General features: G+C 60.6%; 15 protein-coding genes and 2 pseudogenes. 3 read left to right on the top strand and 14 right to left on the bottom strand.

What is annotated here, in order from left to right; genetic code table 11:
* Positions 1-2: 2 nt before the first annotated feature.
* The 13 genes and pseudogenes from AC0L7L_RS21295 to AC0L7L_RS21235 form a co-directional block, all read right to left on the bottom strand.
* On the bottom strand, positions 3-1,025 hold the full coding sequence (locus AC0L7L_RS21295) for an ABC transporter permease (RefSeq protein WP_272214403.1): 1,023 nt from the start codon (positions 1,023-1,025) through the stop codon (positions 3-5).
* Between the two features lie 125 nt (positions 1,026-1,150).
* Positions 1,151-2,842, bottom strand: coding sequence for an ABC transporter substrate-binding protein (locus tag AC0L7L_RS21290; protein WP_272214687.1), 1,692 nt, complete (start codon positions 2,840-2,842; stop codon positions 1,151-1,153).
* Positions 2,843-2,891: 49 nt separating this feature from the next.
* A pseudogene (locus AC0L7L_RS21285) lies at positions 2,892-3,807 on the bottom strand (proline iminopeptidase-family hydrolase).
* Complete coding sequence (locus AC0L7L_RS21280; protein WP_473514191.1) at positions 3,804-4,394, bottom strand: ANTAR domain-containing response regulator; 591 nt, start codon at positions 4,392-4,394, stop codon at positions 3,804-3,806. The pseudogene AC0L7L_RS21285 and the gene AC0L7L_RS21280 overlap by 4 nt, the downstream one beginning before the upstream one ends.
* Positions 4,391-5,530 carry a transporter substrate-binding protein gene (locus AC0L7L_RS21275; protein ID WP_272214407.1) on the bottom strand — a complete coding sequence of 380 codons (1,140 nt, stop codon included), beginning with the start codon at positions 5,528-5,530 and terminating at the stop codon, positions 4,391-4,393. Before AC0L7L_RS21275 ends, AC0L7L_RS21280 begins: the two co-directional genes overlap by 4 nt.
* 415 nt (positions 5,531-5,945) lie before the next feature.
* Positions 5,946-6,377: pseudogene (locus AC0L7L_RS21270) on the bottom strand (IS6 family transposase); the annotation flags it as partial.
* Positions 6,367-6,789 (bottom strand): Tc toxin subunit A-related protein, encoded by a 423-nt coding sequence (locus tag AC0L7L_RS21265; RefSeq protein WP_473514269.1) that lies wholly within the window; start codon positions 6,787-6,789, stop codon positions 6,367-6,369. The gene AC0L7L_RS21265 and the pseudogene AC0L7L_RS21270, both read right to left, overlap by 11 nt.
* A gap of 41 nt (positions 6,790-6,830) precedes the next feature.
* On the bottom strand, positions 6,831-8,117 hold the full coding sequence (locus tag AC0L7L_RS21260) for a TRAP transporter large permease (protein ID WP_272214410.1): 1,287 nt from the start codon (positions 8,115-8,117) through the stop codon (positions 6,831-6,833).
* 3 nt (positions 8,118-8,120) lie between these two features.
* Positions 8,121-8,636, bottom strand: a complete 516-nt coding sequence (locus tag AC0L7L_RS21255) for a TRAP transporter small permease (RefSeq protein ID WP_272214411.1) — start codon at positions 8,634-8,636, stop codon at positions 8,121-8,123.
* Between the two features lie 160 nt (positions 8,637-8,796).
* Entirely contained in the window at positions 8,797-9,834 is a 1,038-nt protein-coding gene (locus AC0L7L_RS21250; RefSeq protein ID WP_473514190.1) for a TRAP transporter substrate-binding protein, read from the bottom strand.
* 175 nt (positions 9,835-10,009) lie between these two features.
* The gene (locus tag AC0L7L_RS21245; protein ID WP_473514189.1) at positions 10,010-10,882 is read right to left on the bottom strand and encodes an IclR family transcriptional regulator; all 873 of its coding nucleotides are present in this window, start codon (positions 10,880-10,882) and stop codon (positions 10,010-10,012) included.
* 91 nt (positions 10,883-10,973) lie between these two features.
* Positions 10,974-11,780 carry an IclR family transcriptional regulator gene (locus tag AC0L7L_RS21240; protein ID WP_272214416.1) on the bottom strand — a complete coding sequence of 269 codons (807 nt, stop codon included), beginning with the start codon at positions 11,778-11,780 and terminating at the stop codon, positions 10,974-10,976.
* A gap of 142 nt (positions 11,781-11,922) precedes the next feature.
* On the bottom strand, positions 11,923-13,617 hold the full coding sequence (locus AC0L7L_RS21235; protein ID WP_272214417.1) for a thiamine pyrophosphate-binding protein: 1,695 nt from the start codon (positions 13,615-13,617) through the stop codon (positions 11,923-11,925).
* Between the two features lie 202 nt (positions 13,618-13,819).
* Between AC0L7L_RS21235 and AC0L7L_RS21230 the strand changes: the two genes are divergently transcribed.
* From AC0L7L_RS21230 to AC0L7L_RS21220, 3 genes are read left to right on the top strand one after another with little or no spacing between them, the layout of a single operon-like run.
* Complete coding sequence (locus AC0L7L_RS21230) at positions 13,820-14,827, top strand: LacI family DNA-binding transcriptional regulator (RefSeq protein ID WP_473514188.1); 1,008 nt, start codon at positions 13,820-13,822, stop codon at positions 14,825-14,827.
* 32 nt (positions 14,828-14,859) lie between these two features.
* The gene (locus tag AC0L7L_RS21225; protein WP_473514187.1) at positions 14,860-15,810 is read left to right on the top strand and encodes a 3-hydroxyacyl-CoA dehydrogenase family protein; all 951 of its coding nucleotides are present in this window, start codon (positions 14,860-14,862) and stop codon (positions 15,808-15,810) included.
* On the top strand, positions 15,807-16,568 hold the full coding sequence (locus AC0L7L_RS21220) for an SDR family NAD(P)-dependent oxidoreductase (protein ID WP_272214421.1): 762 nt from the start codon (positions 15,807-15,809) through the stop codon (positions 16,566-16,568). The genes AC0L7L_RS21225 and AC0L7L_RS21220 overlap by 4 nt, the downstream gene beginning before the upstream one ends.
* Before the next feature lie 70 nt (positions 16,569-16,638).
* Here AC0L7L_RS21220 and AC0L7L_RS21215 read toward each other — a convergent pair whose 3' ends face one another.
* Positions 16,639-17,724, bottom strand: coding sequence for an acyl-CoA dehydrogenase family protein (locus AC0L7L_RS21215; protein ID WP_272214422.1), 1,086 nt, complete (start codon positions 17,722-17,724; stop codon positions 16,639-16,641).
* Positions 17,725-17,730 lie beyond the last annotated feature (6 nt).

Below are 17,730 nucleotides of genomic sequence, written 5' to 3'. Positions count from 1 at the left end.
CCTCAGCGCATCTTGGTTCTGGGATCGAGCGCATCGCGCACGCTGTCGCCGAGCACATTCAGCGCCAGCACGGTCAGCACAATCGCGATACCGGGCGCGAGCGCGACCATTGGTCTGGTGTACAACAGCCCCTGACCATCCTGGATGATCGTACCCCAGCTCGCTTCCGGCGGCTGAACGCCGATGGAGAGGAAGGAAAGCGCCGATTCGGTGACGATGTTGAGCGCCATCATGATCGGGATGTAGACGATCAGCGTGGTCGTCACATTCGGCAGGATATCCTTGATCAGGATGCGCCAGCGCGGAATACCGAGACCGCGCGCTGCCAGCACGAACTCGCTTTCGCGCAAGGACAGAACCCGTCCGCGGACTGGCCTTGCGATATAGGGGACAAAGATGATGCCGATGATCACGATCGGGAGTGCAAGGCTGCCCGAACTGATCTCGATCGGACCGAGAACGATCGTCTGCGACAGGAGCACGATCGACAGCGAGATCGCTAGAAGATAGACCGGGAACGCCCACAGAACTTCCAGTATCCGCGACAGGACCATATCAACCCAGCCGCCGAAGAAGCCAGCGGAAATGCCGATGGTCGCCGCCAGCACCAGACAGATCAGCGTTGCCGCCGATGAAATCAGAAGCGAATTGCGCCCGCCGTAAAGCAGGCGCGCTGCGACATCACGGCCCTGATTGTCGGCGCCGAGCATGTATTGACCATGCCAGGTGGGGCCGATGGGGGTGACGCCAAGGCCCAGCCCCGTGGTCGAGGCCTGCATGATCTTCTCGGCCTTGCCGTCAATCTCGATCGAGCCCGAGAGATTGGAACGGAACGGATCGGATTTCGCGACATATTTCGCATAGAGCGGCGCGGCGAGACAGGCGAGCACAATCACCATCAGCACCACAAAGGCACCGATCGCGGCCTTGTCGCGCGACAGGATGAGCCATGCCCGGCGCATCGGGCTTTGCCCGACGCGTGGCTTAGGCTCTGCCGGGTTCACTGTTAACGCTGCATCTGTCATGGGCGTGGATCTCGTCTGGCCGGCGACAGGGCGCAAACGCCCTGTCTGTGATGTCTTCCAGGCCCTGCCGCCGCCGGTCGCTCGCCCTTGAGGCCAGCGGACCGGGAGCGGCAGAGCCGTCCTTGTTACTGCACCCAGGACTGGTCGATGAGCCAGCGGAACTGGTTGGAGAAGATGAAGTTGCCGACGCGCTTGGAGGTGAAATCGACATTCTTCGGCGTGAACAGCGGCGCGACCGGGGCCTGTTCCATAAACGCCTTGTCGATCTCGGCCCAAAGCTTGTTGGCGCTTTCCGGATCGGTTACGGCCGTCTGCATCGCTTCAGTCATCTTGGCATCGATATCTTCATTGCAATAGCCCGCAATGTTGATCGAGGCGTCCGACCCCTCGTTGAAGGATGCACAGGAGAGAAGAACGTTCAGGAAGTTCGAAGCCTGCGGATAGTCCATGAACCACTGCGAGACCGAGATCTGAACATTGTTGTCGGTGTTCTGGATATAGGTGAACTGGATGTTCGGCGAGATCGCCTGCATCGTGGCATCATAGCCGAGTTCGGCCAGAACGCTCTGCAGATAGGTGCCAATGGCGCGCGAGGTCGCGGTGTCTTCAGAAACCACAGTCACCTTCTGTCCGGCCGTGCCGGATTCCTCGACGAGTTGCTTTGCCTTTTCCATATCAGGCGCCGACCAGGTCGTGCCCGGATTTTCGGTATAGAGGCAGCTTGCTTCAAAGCCGGGGAACTCCGGCGGCAGGATCTGGCAGGTCGGCTGCGCGAGAACGGGACCGCCATAGATATTGACCAGCGCATTGCGGTCGATGGCGTAGTTGACGGCCTGACGCACCTTGACGTTGTCGAACGGCGCAAGATTGGTGTTCATCGGCGCATACCAGAAGGCGGCAAGCGGATTGACGTGAACCTGGTCGGCGTATTGCGTGCCGAGTTCGTTCAGCCGATCTGCCGGCGGCGGATCGAACATCCAGTCGAGCTGGCCGTTCTGGATTGCGTTGATCATCGATTCTTCATTCATGCCGAAGCGGTAGACGATCTCGTCCGGGTAGCCCTGCGGCTGGGCATCGACGCTCCATTCCGAAAACGCCGGATTGCGCTTCATCACCATCTTGTCGTTCGGATCATAGCTCTCGATCATGTAGGCACCGGTGCCCGGAATATAGCTGGTGCCGGCATCGGTCGCCGCCGTTTCGGCAGGCAGGATCGAGGCGTGCGGAACGGCGAGCTTGTCGAAAAATTCCGAATCCGGTGCGACCAGATGGAAGGTCACCGTGCCGGCCGCTTCATCAGCGACAATGCCGCCTTCCAGCGTGCAACTCTTCGACTCGGCAAGGCATTTGTCGGCGCCGACGATGTTGTTGTAGAACGAGCCGGAGGTCGGGCCGTTGATCTTGAAGATGCGCTGGAACGAGGCAACGACATCTTCAGCCGTCATGTCTGTGCCATCGGCAAACTTGATGCCGTCACGCAGCTTGAACACATAGGTCTTGCCGCCATCCTGCGGTTCCGGGATCGCCTCGGCGAGATCGGGAACGATCTCATAGCCTTCCGCACGTGAGGCCTGCTTGAACTTTACCAGCCCATCGTAAAGGATCTGGAACACCTGCCAGAACTCGGCGGTGTAGTTGACATGCGGGTCGATCGTGCCGGCCGCCGAAACCGCGCCCAGCATCATGGTGCCGCCGCTGTGCTCTTTCATAAGCGCTTCGCGATCCTGCGCCTGGGCAACGCCGCTAAGCGCCGTCTGTGCAAGAAGGCCCACGGCGAGCGCGGCGCCTGCTATCTTCAAATGCCTGATTGTCTTCATCACTGCTGTTCCTCTTTTGCTTTCTGTTTCTGGGTTGATGGCACGCCGCTCATGCGGCCTTTTCATCGAGATAGGCGCAAACGGCCGCCATGCAGGCGTCCCGTTCCTCGACATGCGGCATGTGGGAAGACGCACCGAACACGGTCCAGCGGACATCCGGGATTCTCGTCCAGAAAGGGCGTAACGCAAGCTTGCGTCGCTTCATCGAAGCGCCCGGAAATGAGGTAGGTCGGAGCCTCGATTGCGGAGAGCTTGCCGACCACGGACCAGTTCTTCATCGTGCCGACGACATGGAACTCGTTCGGCCCGTTCATGGTGTGATAGACCGTGGGGTCCTCGTCGATCTGATCGAATGTATGCTGAACCTCCAGCGGCATCGGCACGATCCGGCAGACATGGTTCTGGTTGAACACGTCGGTGGCGGCCTTGTATTCGGCGCTGTCCGTCGTGCCTGCCTGTTCGTGCTTCAGCAGCGTCTCGTGAATACCGCCCGGAAGCGCCTTGCGCAGCCGGTTGGCTTCGGAAATCCAGGTCTTCATGGCGGCCGGGGAGTTTGCGATCACCAGCGCCTTGAGGCCTTTTGGGCAATCGATTGCAAATTCCGCGCCCAGCATGCCGCCCCACGACTGGCCGAGCACGCAATAGGCATCGCCAATGCCGAGATGATCGATCAGATTGTGCAGTTCCTTCTTGAAGAAATCGACGGTCCAGAAATCGGCGCCCTTTTCCGGCAGGTGTGTGGACTTGCCATTGCCGACCTGATCGTAGTGGACGACGGCGCGCCCGCTCTTGGCGACATCCTTGTAGCTGTCGACATAATCATGCGTGCAACCAGGGCCGCCATGAACCACGATCAGCGGCGGCTTGCCGGATTTCAGGTCACCGGTGATCCGATACCAGGTCCGATATTCACCGTAGGGTGCGAAACCTTCTGTCACTGACACGTCTTTCTCCTTGTCTTTCATGCGCCGCGTTTAGTGCGGCCCTCATTGTTGCAGATGGCTTCCGCCGCTTCCTCGATCGTCATCCGCCAGGTCATGGCAATGGCGCGCAGCGTTTTCATGGCCACCTCCTGGTCGCGCGCGCCCTCTTCCATCAGCAGAATGACGGCCTGCACCACGGAGGGGCGCTGGCGCAGCCGGCCCTCGAGAGCGCGGATATTGTCGGTCTGCTTGCGGGCAGTGTTGAAGGCATGACTAGCAACCAGAAGCGCGCTGTAGACGCCGGTCGAACCAATCGGCTTCAGGAGATGGGCATCTGCGCCTTGCTCTATGGCCCATTCTATCCGGCCCGGCGCTTCAGAGCCGATCAACGCGATCGTGGGCATCGGCGCGCAACCCTGTTCCCAGACAAACTGTCCCTCATGACCGCCATCGACATCGAAGAAAACGAAATCGGCCTTCGCATCCTTGCAATCGAGCTGCGGCCAGACCACGCGCGCAGAGATCCGAAGGAGCGCTAGCTGCCGCACCAGCGCATCGGCGGTTGCATGCGGCGGGTGCAGGATGACGGCTTCCTTGCCGGCGAGATCCGGTCGCTTGAACGTCTTCATTTGACCACCTTCAGCCCCGCAGCTCCTGAAGCAAGCGGCGCCGACTGGAAAGCGGCCCGTGCGGCATTACCGGAAAGATAGGGGTCGGCCTTGATCGGGCCGATGCTGCGATCGAACAGGTGGAAGCGCCCGCCGCGTCCGACTTCCGCCATATGGCAGGAGAGCGCCGCGTGCTGCGTCGCCGCATCAACCGAGAGCGCCCCGATCGGTGTATCGAACCTGCGCGAGGTCACCACCCGGCGCACGATCCTCGGATCGTCCGTGCCGGCTTCGGCAATGGCATGGCCGAGCACCGAAACGGCGGAGTAAACCGAAGCGAAGCACGACGAGATCGCCTTGCGGTGGCCCTGACGTCCGGCGATACGCGCCTTGAATGCGCGATTTTCAGGGGTATTCAGACTGTCGAAATAGCTCGACGTGGTGATATGTCCGCAAGCGGTGGCGCCAAGCTCCTCAATATCCGCCTCGGTCATGTTGCACGAGACGATCGGACAGTGCTCCGGCGAGAACCGCTCATCCTCGAGCGCCAGCGCATGAAAGGCGCGCACAAAGGCATGAAGGCTCTCACCGACCAAGTTTGACAGGATGAAATCCGGACGGCATTCACGGATTTCAGAAATCAGATGGTCACAGCTCGTATGACCAAGCGGCAGATACCGTTCGCCTGCAAGCCCGCCACCGCCCGCTTCGGCAAGCTCACGGGCGATGCGCGCAACCTCCCAGCCCCAGATGTAGTTGGATCCGACAACGAAGGGCCGATTGCCGTAACGCGGCAGGACATAATCGAACAGTGGCAGTAAGTGCTGATTGGGACAGGCGCCGAAATAAAGCGTGCTGTCGCTGGCCTCGAAGCCTTCATATGGAAAGGCATACCATAGCAGGCCGCCCTGCCTTTCAACCACAGGAATGACTTCCTTGCGGCCGGTCGATGTGATGGTACCAACAATATGACGCGCGCCTTCACGCAGCGCAACTTCCGCAAGATGGGCGTAGCGCTGGCCCTGCGGGTCGGCGATCAATGGCGCGAGGCGAATGGGAAGGTTCTCGTCGGCATTGATCTCCGCAATCGCCGCCAATGCACCGGCCACGGCTTCCCGACCAAGAGGAGCATAGCTGCCCCCGGCTGAAAACAGCAATGTCAGGGGATATACCGGGCCTGATCTAGACAATTGCGCTCAACTCCAAAGTCATAAAACAAAAAGCCCCGTTACGTCGTTGAAAGACGTCAAACGGGGCGCGGTTGCCTGTGGCCAGAGGGCCTATATCTGAAACGAAGCCTAGGCGTGGATTAAAATTCAGTCAATAGCCAAGTCTGCACATTTGTTAGCCTTTTCGCCATCTTCATTGCATTCGCCAAACGCATCAACAGTTCATGATTTGCGACATGCCACTCTGTTCTCTGGTCGGCACATCGCTGGCGGCAAGGCTTTTACCGGGCGACCACAAGCGTATGGTTTTCGACTTCAATGTTCAGATAGCGGCGGACGGGAGGTGGCAGTTTCGGCGATTCTTCGGTGGTCAGGCCGCATCCTTCCAGCAGCCTGCGCGGTGGCGTCGCACGGGAAGGTGAGAGTTCTCGACGCGATTGTTGAGTCCCTTGTGCGAACGGTACTCGACACCCGGCATGAGCTGTCGCTTTGCGGCGGAATAAGAGCGCCGCTTGTCTGTCACCATCGCGCGTGGTGTAACGCCCTAGCTCTTCAGCAGTTTGCGCATCAACCGAAGAGCGGCCCGCTTGTTTCTGCGGCTTTGCAGCAGGGCATCAAGAACATAGCCGTTGGCGTCGACGGCGCGCCACAGCCAGTATTTCTTTCCCTTTATGGACACGACCATCTCATCGAGATGCCACTTGTCAGCAAAATTGCCGCAGGACCGCCGACGAAGTTGATGGGCGAACTTCAGGCCAAATTTCCTCGCCCATTCTGCGACAGTCTGAAACGACAGGTCGATCCCAAGCTTAGCAAGCAGGTCTTCAACGTCGCGCCTGCGCGCGATCACGGATGAGATAGCGGATGTTGGAGACTTGGGTGAGCTTGGCATGCGGGCTGAGCCCTGCCTTCGCCAAGCCGGGGAAACTGCTTTGAACACTCTGGATGCGCCGATCATACTGCCCGGGATAAAACAGATCGAACATATCCTCGGTCAACTCAAAATTGGTTTCCCCCGTCTCCATCAGATCGTCAAGAGCCGACTGGCCACCGGTGGTTGAGGGGATCTCGCTGAGCGCAAAGTGCATTTTGCTGGAGTCAGCCTCTTTTTCACTGACATCCTGCAGACGATGGCTCGTCAACTTCTGGTTGTTGAGGTAGCCCTTGGCGGACTTGAGCATATATTGGAAGTCGAATGGCAAATCCGGGGTTTCATCTTCTTCGGGCTCCGCACTGACAAGGGTCAGCGCGGCTTTGGCGCGCTTTTGAAGCTGTCTGGGTCAAATACCTAGGCGTATCCAAACAGGCGCGGGAAATACATGGTCAGCGCCGGCAGGTAGGTGATCAGCGCCAGGACTATGAGTTCGGCGGCTATGAAGGGCAGGATGGCCCGACTTATGCGTGACAGACTGACCTTTGAGACCCCGCAGGCCGCAAACAGCACAAGTCCGAAGGGTGGCGTTGCCAATCCTACGGTCAGATTCATGCAGGTGATCAGGCCGAAATGGATCGGATCGACGCCGTATTGGTAAGCTATCGGCGCCAGCAGCGGCCCCAGCACGATGATGGCGAAACCCATATCCAGGAACATGCCGATGACCAGGTAGATGACATTGACCAGCAGCAGGAAGACCAGCTTGTTCTCCGTCAGCGACACGAAGGCGATGGTCACATGCTCGACGAGATTGAAATAGGTCACCAGCCAACTGAAGGTCTTGGCGCATGCCATCAGGAACATGATCATCGCCGTGGCCTTGACGGTATGGGACAGGATCGGGACCAGGTCCGAAAGCTTGAGCGTGCGGTAATACAGGAAGCCGATCGCCAGGCCATACATGACCGCCACGGCGGACGCCTGCGTCGGGCTGAAGAAGCCACCGAGAATGCCGCCCATGATGATCACCGGCAAGAGCAGAGCGGGCGCGCCCCGAAGGAAAGCGAGGAGAAGCTGAACGACGCCGACAAACGGAGCACGCTCGCCATAGCCCTTGCGCACAGCAACAATATAGGCCGTCACCATCAGCGCCAGCGCCACCAGTATGCCCGGCACCATTCCGCCGAGAAACAGGCCGGCAATCGACACATTCATCACCGAGGCATAGATCAGCATCGGAATGCTCGGCGGGATGATCGGGCCGATGACGGAGCTGGCCGCCGTCACGGCGGCACTGTAGTCCTCGCCATAGCCGTTCTTCTTCATGGCGGGCACCATGATGCTGCCAACAGCGACCGTGTCGGAGACCGCAGAGCCGGTAATGCCGGCAAAGAACATGCTGGAAACGATATTGGTGTGGGCAAGGCCACCGCGAATCCAGCCCACCAGCGATGACGACAGCGTCATCAACCGGTCGGTGATCCCGGCCCGGTTCATGATCTCGCCAGCCATGATGAAGAACGGGATCGCCAGCAGCAGCATGTTCTCTGTGCTGGTAAACATGCGTTGCGGGATTTGCAGGAAAAGACGCGGATCGCCGATATCGACATAGACGAAGATCGTCATCAGCACGAGGCAGAGCGCAATCGGAACCCCAAGCAGAAGCATCGGGATGAAACTGCCAAAAATGATAGCAATCAAGGTTCAAACTCCGGCGGTTTGGGTGAGGTCTGCCTGCTTGCGCGGATCGGGAAGCGCGGCGGCAACGCTGAAAAGCCCCAGCAGCGCACCGCCAACCGGAACCGAAAGGTAATAGTAGAAGAGCGAGATATCGAGGTAGAGCGAGGTCTGGTACTTGCCCACAAAAAGCGCCATCTTCCAGCCGAAATAGACCATGACGAAGACAACGACGAGCGTCAGAACAGCGTAGCCGACCTTTAGAGCCGCCTGCAGGAACGGACCGACCATGTCGTAGAGGAGTTCAACGCCGATATGTCCACCATGCCGCGCGATCACGCCGGCGCCGATGAAGATCGCCCAGGCAAAGAGCAGGTTGCTGACCTCTTCCACCCAGACCGGCGAGTTACCGACAAGCTGGTTGATGATGATCTCGTAGGCCGAGATGAGGAACAGCATGCCGGTCAGAACGATGGCGACGGCCATGCAGACCTTCTCCAGGCCATCAGCGGCAGTCTGATATCCGATAAGAAGCTTTTTCATTGAATGGATCTCCCTGCCGCCAGAGCCGCGCGCGGGTTGCAGCAGCGGCTCTCAGGCCGGCTCCCACAACTGTCCGCGCGGGGACCACGACGCCACTATCAATCAGGTCACCCTGATCGGTATCGTTGCGGCATCGCCAGTCCTGCTCTTGCCAGCAAACTCAGAGCTGGCTTTCGGCCTCTTTGGTCGCGGCAAAGATGCGGTCGACCCATTCCTGCCCGTCATCGCCCATCTTGCGCAGAACCATGTCGATATAGGGCTGCTGGGCGAGTTCTCGGAATTCCTTGAGCTCGGCGGCAGTCGGGTAATAAAATACCGCGCCTTCGGCTTCCATCGCTCCCTGGATCACCAGCGAACTGAGATAGGACTGGGCATTGCCCATGCGCGAGCACAGATCGCCGGCTTTCAGCATCAGGGTCTGGTTTTCCGGCGACAACGACTGGAAGAACTCCTCATTGATGAGGATCGGATGCAGGTTGTAGCTGTGCCGGGTCATGGTGACGTAGGGATTCACCTCATAAAGCTTCTTCGAATACATCGAATAGAGCTCGGTATCGTGACCTTCCGCCATTCCGGACTGCAGGGCGGTATAGAGCTCGCTCCAGCTGATCGTCACCGTATTGGCATCCCAGGCGCGGAACATGGCCAGTAGCCCCGGGTTCTCAGGCACCCGCATCTTCATGCCCTTCATGTCGGCGACGCTGTGGATCGGTTTTTCGGAATAGATATTGCGGAAACCCGCTCCTTCCGGCCAGGCCAGAACCCTGAGGCCGGTACGCTCAAGGAAGCCCTCGGCCAGCTCGTCCCCCAAAGGACCTTCCATGACCTGCCAGGCGGTCAGGCTGTCGGGAAAGACATAGGGAATCTGCGTGATCGCCATTTCCGGCATGAAGGGAACCATGATCGACGTGTAAACACCGGCCATCTGGATCACGCCGGCCTGCGCCGATTCGATCATCGCACGGGCGCCGCCAAGCGAACTGTCGGGATAAACCTCGAGCTCGATCTGGCCATCGGAAGATGTACTCAGATAGTCCTTCATCGCTGCAACGCAGGCCGTACGACCGGCGCCCGGCAGGTGCAGATCACCCTCCGAACCATGTCCGATCTTGATGACGATCGGTTCGGCGCTCGCCGCACCGGCAAGAGTGCCGACTGCCATCGACAGACCGACAGCGAAAGCTGCAAACTTTTTCATAAATTCCTCCCAGCCCCGTTTTCCTCCTCTTGGGAAGCGATCAATCCGGCTCTCCTACCATACGATCCGCTACCCGTGGCTTGGGACAACAACCACTTTTGAAATTCTATTTCAAAAGTGCATCAATGTCGACAGGACTTGCCAGCTTAAATAGCGAAAAACACCGTGATTTCTTCTATTTCGGCACTTTGCCGACATCACAACCGGCCAGCATCGGCGCAGAAATTTCCGCGGCGGCCTGCAGCAACATCGGCAGATGCACATTCGTCAGCCGGTCGGCCGGAAGCATACCGGCATTTCCGCCAACGCTGAGGGTGAAGATATCGCCAGTCACGGGCGCGCGAAGCACAACCCCGACCGCATTGTGGTTGGGAACCCATTCGCCAAACGCATCGGAATATCCGTTGCGGGCAACGCGCTCGAGCACCGCCTCGAGCAACGGCTTTTTCTCGTTTTCAAAGGTCTCGCCATAGCGGGCGGCAAGACTTGCGAAGACCTCCGCCCGCTCCTCTGCCGACATGGAGGCCAGACAGGCGCGGCCCGGCGCCGTCTCGCAAACGGGAATGCGTGATCCGACATTCAGGTTCAGCGCAACGGCGCTCGGACGGCGAACCAGTTCCACGAACATCATTTCCGTGCCGTCACGCACCGAAAGCGCCACGCCGCAATCGCCATTTTCGGCAATCCGGTCCATGTGACTACGCACCGCTTCGATGAAGCCGAACCGGCCGACCGCCGAATAGCCAAGCGTCAGGACCTGGTTGGAGACCGCATATTTTCCATATTCGGGCAGATAGCGCAGATAGCCAAGCCTGGTGAGCGTGCACAGAAGTCTCGAAACGGTCGTCTTGTGCAAACCGGTCCGCTCGACCACCGCCTGGGTTCCCAGAACATGATCTTCCGCCCGGAAAACCCGCAGAATTGATATGCCGCGCGCAAGAGAGAGAACGAAGGGGCGCTCGTGACCGGTGGAAAAGTCGCCAGCATCCTGCCTGGGGCGCCCCCGTCGCTTTCGATGCGGCTCATTCTCCCGGTCCGACTGGTTCATGCCACCTCCCAGGCCACTCTCCCGCCCGCGAGAACAACCGCGGTTGACCGATGTCCCTCACCCGGATGAGGCTTGCGAAAACCGGACGCCTTCAGAGTACGCCGCGGGCGAGGTGCTCTATCTCGCGGGCCACATCCAGCAGCCGCGGCGCAAGGTCGTGCTCCAGCCGTTCATTGGTGACGATCGAGCGCAAGCCGCCGACATTGATGCCATAGACCGGATAGCCGTCCGTCCGACGCACCACAGTGCCGGCGGAATTGGCCTCAACGATCCAGTCGCCATCGCTGAGAGCGAAGCCGTTCTCCTTTGCAAAGGCGATTTGCGCCCGCGCCCTGGCTTCCACGGCCGGCCAGTTATCGCCGTAATTTCCCGAGACCGCGCTGATCTGCGCTTCCCGCTCCCTTTCCGGCAGCGCAGCAAGGAAGGCTCGGCCCATACCGGTGCAGATCAGCGGAATGCGCGAGCCGACACCAAGGCGGATCGCCATCGAAGCCTTGGTGCGGCAGGCCTCGATATAGATCATCTCATTGCCATCGGCGGTACCGAGATAGACACTGGCATTGGCATATTCGGCAAGCGACTGCATGTAGGGCCGCGCAATATCGCGAATCTCCATCTGCGCCATCACGTCATAACCAAGCGTGAGAACGGCCGGCCCGAGCGAATAGCGCCCCACCTCCTCATCGTAATTGAGGTAGCCGAGCTCTGTGAGCGTAAACGTCAGCCGCGAGACAGTCGCCTTGGACAGCCCGACACGCGCGGCGATCTCGGCGTTACCGATCGGCCTGTTGTCAGGGCCAAATGCCTTGAGAACCGCCAGGCCACGCGCAAGGCCGGAATTAATCCTGTAGTCTTTTGTGCCGCTGGAAGCAGTCGGCGCTTGTCTTCTTCTGACCAAGGCAGTTTCCATCTCGGAGAGGCTCGAAAAACGAGACATAGCCAGAAGAATGTCCAAATGCAAACGTCGTGAAGGCAGGATCGTTCGTGCTGTCGTGCAACACGCCAACGTCTCGCTTCCCGCCTCCTGCGCCATCATCATCTCAACCCGCAGCCGGAGACCAGGCTTCCGGCGCGCGCGGATGGATATCCGTCACAACATCGACAAGCGCGGGTTTACGGGCCGCGATCGCGGCTTTCAGAACCGGCCCCAGATCCTCAGCGCGCTCCACGCGATAGCCGTCAACACCGAAAGTCTTGGCCAGCGCACAGAAATCCGTCGGACCGAACCGGTTGATCTCTTCGGGCGAACCTGAACGTCCCTCGTAAAACGAGGCAACCTTCGGCGTGCCCTGGCCAAAACCGGAATTGTTGTTGATCACGGTTACGACCGGAATGTTCCAGCGCCGCTGGGTTTCAAGTTCGCTCAGGTGATAGTAGAACGCCCCGTCGCCGGAAAAGCAGACCACCGGCCGCTCCGGCGCGCCGCATTGCGCGCCAAGCGCGGCGGGGAAGGCCCAGCCGAGCGAGCCGGCGGCCCTCAGATAGCTCTGGCCCGGATGCGGCAGATCCAGCATGGTGGCGGTCCAGATGCCGGAATAGCCGGTATCGGCCACCAGAATTGCATTTTCCGGCAGCGCCTCTGAAATGTCATGGCACAGGCGCTCGACCCTGAGCGGGGCCGCGTCCGAGCGCGTGGCGGGTTCCATGCCGCGCCGCCATTCGGCGACTTCCGCTGTCGCATGAGCGGCGAAATCCGCCCAGGCCGCGCGCGGTGTCACATGCGCGGCAAGCTCCGCCACAGCCTGGCGCGGGCACCCCCAGACCGCCGTAACGCCGGGATAGTTGCGGCCGATTTCCTGACCATCGAGATCGATCTGAATGATCGCCGTTCCCTGTGCGGGCACGGTGTAATTATTGGTGGGCTGATCGCCGGCATGGCAGCCGATATAGATCACCAGGTCGGCCTCATGCACGAGCCGGTTTCCCGGCGGCGCGGAATAGGTGCCGACCGTACCGATATGCAGCGGATGGGTGGTCGGCACGATAGTGCGCCCGCCAAGCGAGGTCGCCACCGGAATACTGCAGGCTTCAGCGAAGGCGCGGATTTCGGCATGGGCCTCGACCTGGATCGCCCCGGCGCCGACTACGATCACCGGTCGTTCGGCTTTTGCAAGCCGTTCGGCCGCCGCCTCGATCATCACCCGCGGTGCGACCGGGCGATGGGCGGGGAGCCGGCCCAGCGCCGAATCCGGCAGAACGGATGACGGCACCATGCCCGTCTCGATGATCTCGCCGCCAAGCCCGTTCAGGTCCAGATGGACGGGCCGGGGCGAACCATCCGTTGCCATGCGGAACGCCTGCGGCAGAAGATGGGGCAGTTCGCGCGCTTCGGCCACATCCATGCTGGCTTTGGTGACCGATTGAAACAGAGGCGTATGCGGCACCTCCTGATAGGCGTTGCGGTGGCGCAGCATAGGCTCCTTGCGTCCCGTCAGCGCCACCACCGGCGCGCGGTGCAGATAAGCGTCCTGAAGGCCTGCGGCAAGGTTCGCCGCGCCCACCGACTGACACATGCAGACCCCGACGCGATTGCTCGCCCGCGCATAGCCATCGGCCATGTAGACGGCGGATTTTTCGGAGTGAGCCAGAATGCGCTTGATGCCGAGCTGCTCCATCTCGACCAGAGTCGGACGCAGGATCGCATCCATGAAGAAGACATGGGTGACGCCGAGCGCCTCAAAGGATTCCGCGATATAGCGCGCGCCATTCCTGGCAGACTGACCGTTTTCCGACATATCGTTTCTCTCCTCTATTTTGAAAGCGCTTTCAAAAATCAAGATTTTCACAATTTTCGTTGAAATTCAATATCGATAAAGAATATTTTCAAAATTTAGTATAGAAAATGAATTCGTTTGCAATTGACGGTCACAACGCTACTATCGCAACCGGAGACCTGAAACGAAGCGAAAGTACTGAGCCGTGCCCCGGAAGGATGACATGCAGCTCGCTGGCAAGCGGGTGAGAATGGAAGAGGTCGCCCGGGTCGCGGGCGTCTCGCTTGCCACGGTATCGCGTGCGCTCAAGGCGCCCGAAACAGTCTCGAAGAAACGTCTGGCGCTTGTCCGGGAGGCGACCGAGCGCCTCGGCTATGCCCCGAACCGGATCGCGGGTAGCCTTGCGGGCACCCGCTCGCCACTGATCGGCGTGATCGTTCCCAGTCTGACCAACTCATTCTTCGCCGCAACACTCGACCGGATGTCGACCATTCTCGAGGATGCCGGCTATCAGCTAATGATCGGCCAGCATGATTATGACATCGCGCGCGAGGAGCGGATCGTCACCGCCTTTGCCAGCTGGAACCCGGCAGCCCTGGTGGTAACCGGGCGCGACCATACGCGCGGCACTGTCGGCATGTTGAGCGCGGCGGACTGCCCGGTGGTGGAGATGTGGGACCATGACGAGCGCCCGATCGACAGTGCGATCGGCTTCAGCAATCGCCGTGCCGGGCAACTGGCGGGACGCTATTTTGCCGAGAAGGGCTTTGAAAAAGTCGCCTATGTCGGCGCGATCCTTGAAAGCGACCAGCGCGCGGCGGCCCGCGCCAAAGGCTTTGCGGAGGGGTTCGCCGCTGGCAGCCGACAGCGCCCCCTGATCATCACGGCAAGCGGGCGCGACATCGCCGAAGGCGGCACCGCTCTCGGCGAGATTCTTGCAGCCGCGCCAAAAACGCAGGCCGTCGCCTTTTCCGGCGACATGCTCGCCGTCGGGGCAATGTTCGAGGCGGAACGAAGGGGGCTTCGCATACCCGCCGATATCGCCTTGCTGGGCTATGGCGATCTCGACATCGCGGCCTGCACCAACCCGCCGCTTTCAACAATCCGCCCGCCGCACGAACAGATCGGCCGAGCCGTGGCGGAACATATTCTCGAAAGGATAGGCAATGGCGACGCGGAGCGGAAAAACCTCGATCTCGGCGTTGAACTGATCGTGCGCGCCACGGCTTGACGGAAGACAAGACAAAAGGGAGGGGAGGCCCGATGTCGATAGAAAAAGTTGCCGTGATCGGCGCCGGCACCATGGGCCACGCGCTGGCGCTGGTGCATGCGCTGGGCGGATGCCGGGTGATGCTGCATGATGCCGAAGCCACGGTCCTGGCGCGCGCGCCGGCGCTTATCGCAACAGCCTGCGACACGCTTTGCGAGGCCGGAACGATATCGCCACATGAAGCCGAAGCCGCGCGCAACCGCGTCCACCTTGCCGACAAGCTCGAACAGGCTGTCGCGGAGGCAGATCTGATCGTCGAGGCTGTGGTGGAAAAGGCCGAGGTGAAGCGCGCCGTCTTCGAGGAGGTTGACCGTTTCGCCCCCGCCTCGACCATCATCGCCTCCAACACGTCCTATCTCGATATCTTTCCCCTGATCCCGGCTTCACGGCAGGAAAACGCGGCAATCGCGCATTGGTATTCGCCCCCCTATATTGTCGATCTGGTGGATATCGCACCGGGACCTTCGACCGCACCACAGGTGATTGAGACATTGCGCGCGCTCTACGAAGGGTTCGGCAAGGCGCCTCTGGTATTTGACCGTCTGGTGCCCGGCTACATCGCCAATCGGCTGCAGGCCGCACTCAATCTCGAATGCCTGCGCATGATCGACGAGGGCTGGGCATGCGCTGCCGATATCGACTTTTCCATCGAACACGGCCTGATCCATCGCCTCGCCCTGCTCGGCCATATGCGCAAGATGGACTACACCGGACTTGAAATGATACGCAACGGGCTTGCCACGCGCACCTATCGGCCGCCCGAAAACACCGGGCACAGCCCCGCTCTCGCCCGCCTCATCGACGAGGGAAGAACCGGCGTTCGGGCCGGCGCCGGCTTCTACGACTACGGTGACGAACCGGTGGAGGATCTGCTGCACCAGCGCGATCTCGACCTTTTGCGATTGAAAAAAATGCTTTCAAACATAACGGGAGGACAGGAATGATCAGAGCCGATCTGACAGGAAAGCGCGCACTGGTGACGGGTGGCGCTTCGGGCATCGGGCTGGCGACGGTGACGATGCTGGCCGAAATGGGAGCCCAGGTGGCGATAAACCATCTGGAAGGAGATCCGGCCGGCCCGGCCAAGGTCTCCGAGTTGCAGGCAAAGGGGCTGGATGTAATCGCAGCTCCCGGCAATATCTCGATCCCCGGCAATGCCGAAGCCATGATCGAAACCGCTGTCGATGCCATGGGCGGGCTCGATTATCTCGTCAACAATGCCGGCACATCCGGAACGCAGGACAAGATCCCTCCCTCCGATCTCGACAAGATGACAGAGGATTTCTGGCAGCTTCTCATCGGTACCAATCTGATCGGCCCGTTTCGCTGCGCCCATGCCGCAGCGCCATCGCTGAAGCAGAGCCGTGGCGCGATCGTCAACATGACCTCAATCGCCGGTATGGGCCAGCAGGGCAGCTCGATCGCCTATGCCGCCAGCAAATCCGGGCTTGTCAGCCTGACCCGGAGCCTGGCGCGCGGCCTTGCGCCGGACGTGCGGGTCAATGCGGTCGCCCCCGGCCAGACCCGGACGCCCTGGACCGACGACTGGCCGGAAGAACGCAAGCAATGGGCCCGCGATCTCGCCGTCTTGAAACGCCGCTCCGAGCCGGAAGACATTGCCGAAGCCGTGCTCTATCTCTGCGCAGGGGCCAGCATGGTGACCGGACATGTTCTGGTGGTCGATGGCGGCATGACACTGTAGTGAAAACGCGGTCAGGCGATATCGCCTGACCGCAGAACGCGCCGCAGCCGTTTATATCAAGGACCAATAATCAGGCCGCCTTGGCAAAGCGCTTGAGATGGTCGGCGCGGTTGCCGCCGGTCTGGGTGAGGACCAGAAGGCGCTTGACCATGTGGCCGACGGGAAGCTCATCGGTGACGCCCATGCCGCCGTGAAGCTGAACCGCATCACGCAACACCGCGCGCGCCGCGTCCGAAACCTTCACCCGGGCCGCCGAGACCAGTTTCGCGCGAAATGCCGTGTCATCGCTCTCCATGGCTTCGGCGGCCAGCAGAACCATCGAGCGGACCTCCTCGCAGGCGATGAACATGTCGGCCATTCTATGCTGCACGACCTGGAACCGGCCAATCGCCCGGCCGAACTGTTCGCGCATCTTGACATAGTCCAGCGTCGCCTTGTGCAGAGCGTCGATCACGCCGGAAGTTTCGGCAAGCGTGCCAACCAGCGCCAGATCGGCACCGAATTCCAGCGCCGCGTCGCAATCGAAAATCGCCTCGACAGCCGGCAGCGTCACATCGTCGAAAAACACCTGCGCGGCGGCCTGGCCATCAACCAGCCGGCATGGCGTCACCGATACGGCTCCCGCAGGGACGCGCGCCAGAAGACGTGTTCCGTCCAGTTCGGCAACCACCCACAATGCAGTTGCGGCGGCCGCGCCGATCACGGCGGGAGAAGCGCCCGACAAAACGAGATCATCACCCGTCCGGCGGGCCGCGATTGGCGCGCCTTCCCGGCCCGCGACAACGACCTCGATCGCCTCGCCGGCAAGAACGGGCGCAAGTTTTTCCGCCGCGTCATCAGGCGCCAGAGCACGGGCCAGCATGGCGGCACAGCCGAGGCTTACAGCGCCGACCGGCTCCAGGATCAGGCCTGCCCCCAGCACCTCCATCAGCGGCACGATCTGCACCGGCGTCAGACCGAGCCCGCCCGCTTCCTCCGGAACGCAGGCCATCAGCCAGCCGAGTTCGGCCATTTCGGCCCAGTGCCGCGGCACATCGCCGGGCGCGGCCGAAAGCGCCTTCACGCGTTTTTCCAGCGCGTAGTGATCGGCAACGAACCGCTCTGCCGTATCCTTCAGCAGTTGCGCTTCTTCTGTCGGAAGATCGAAACGTATCATGCTCTT

Source organism: Martelella sp. K41-7 (assembly GCF_055808365.1).
Note: the sequence above shows the minus strand (reverse complement) of the source record. Positions and strands in the feature narration are given on the sequence as shown.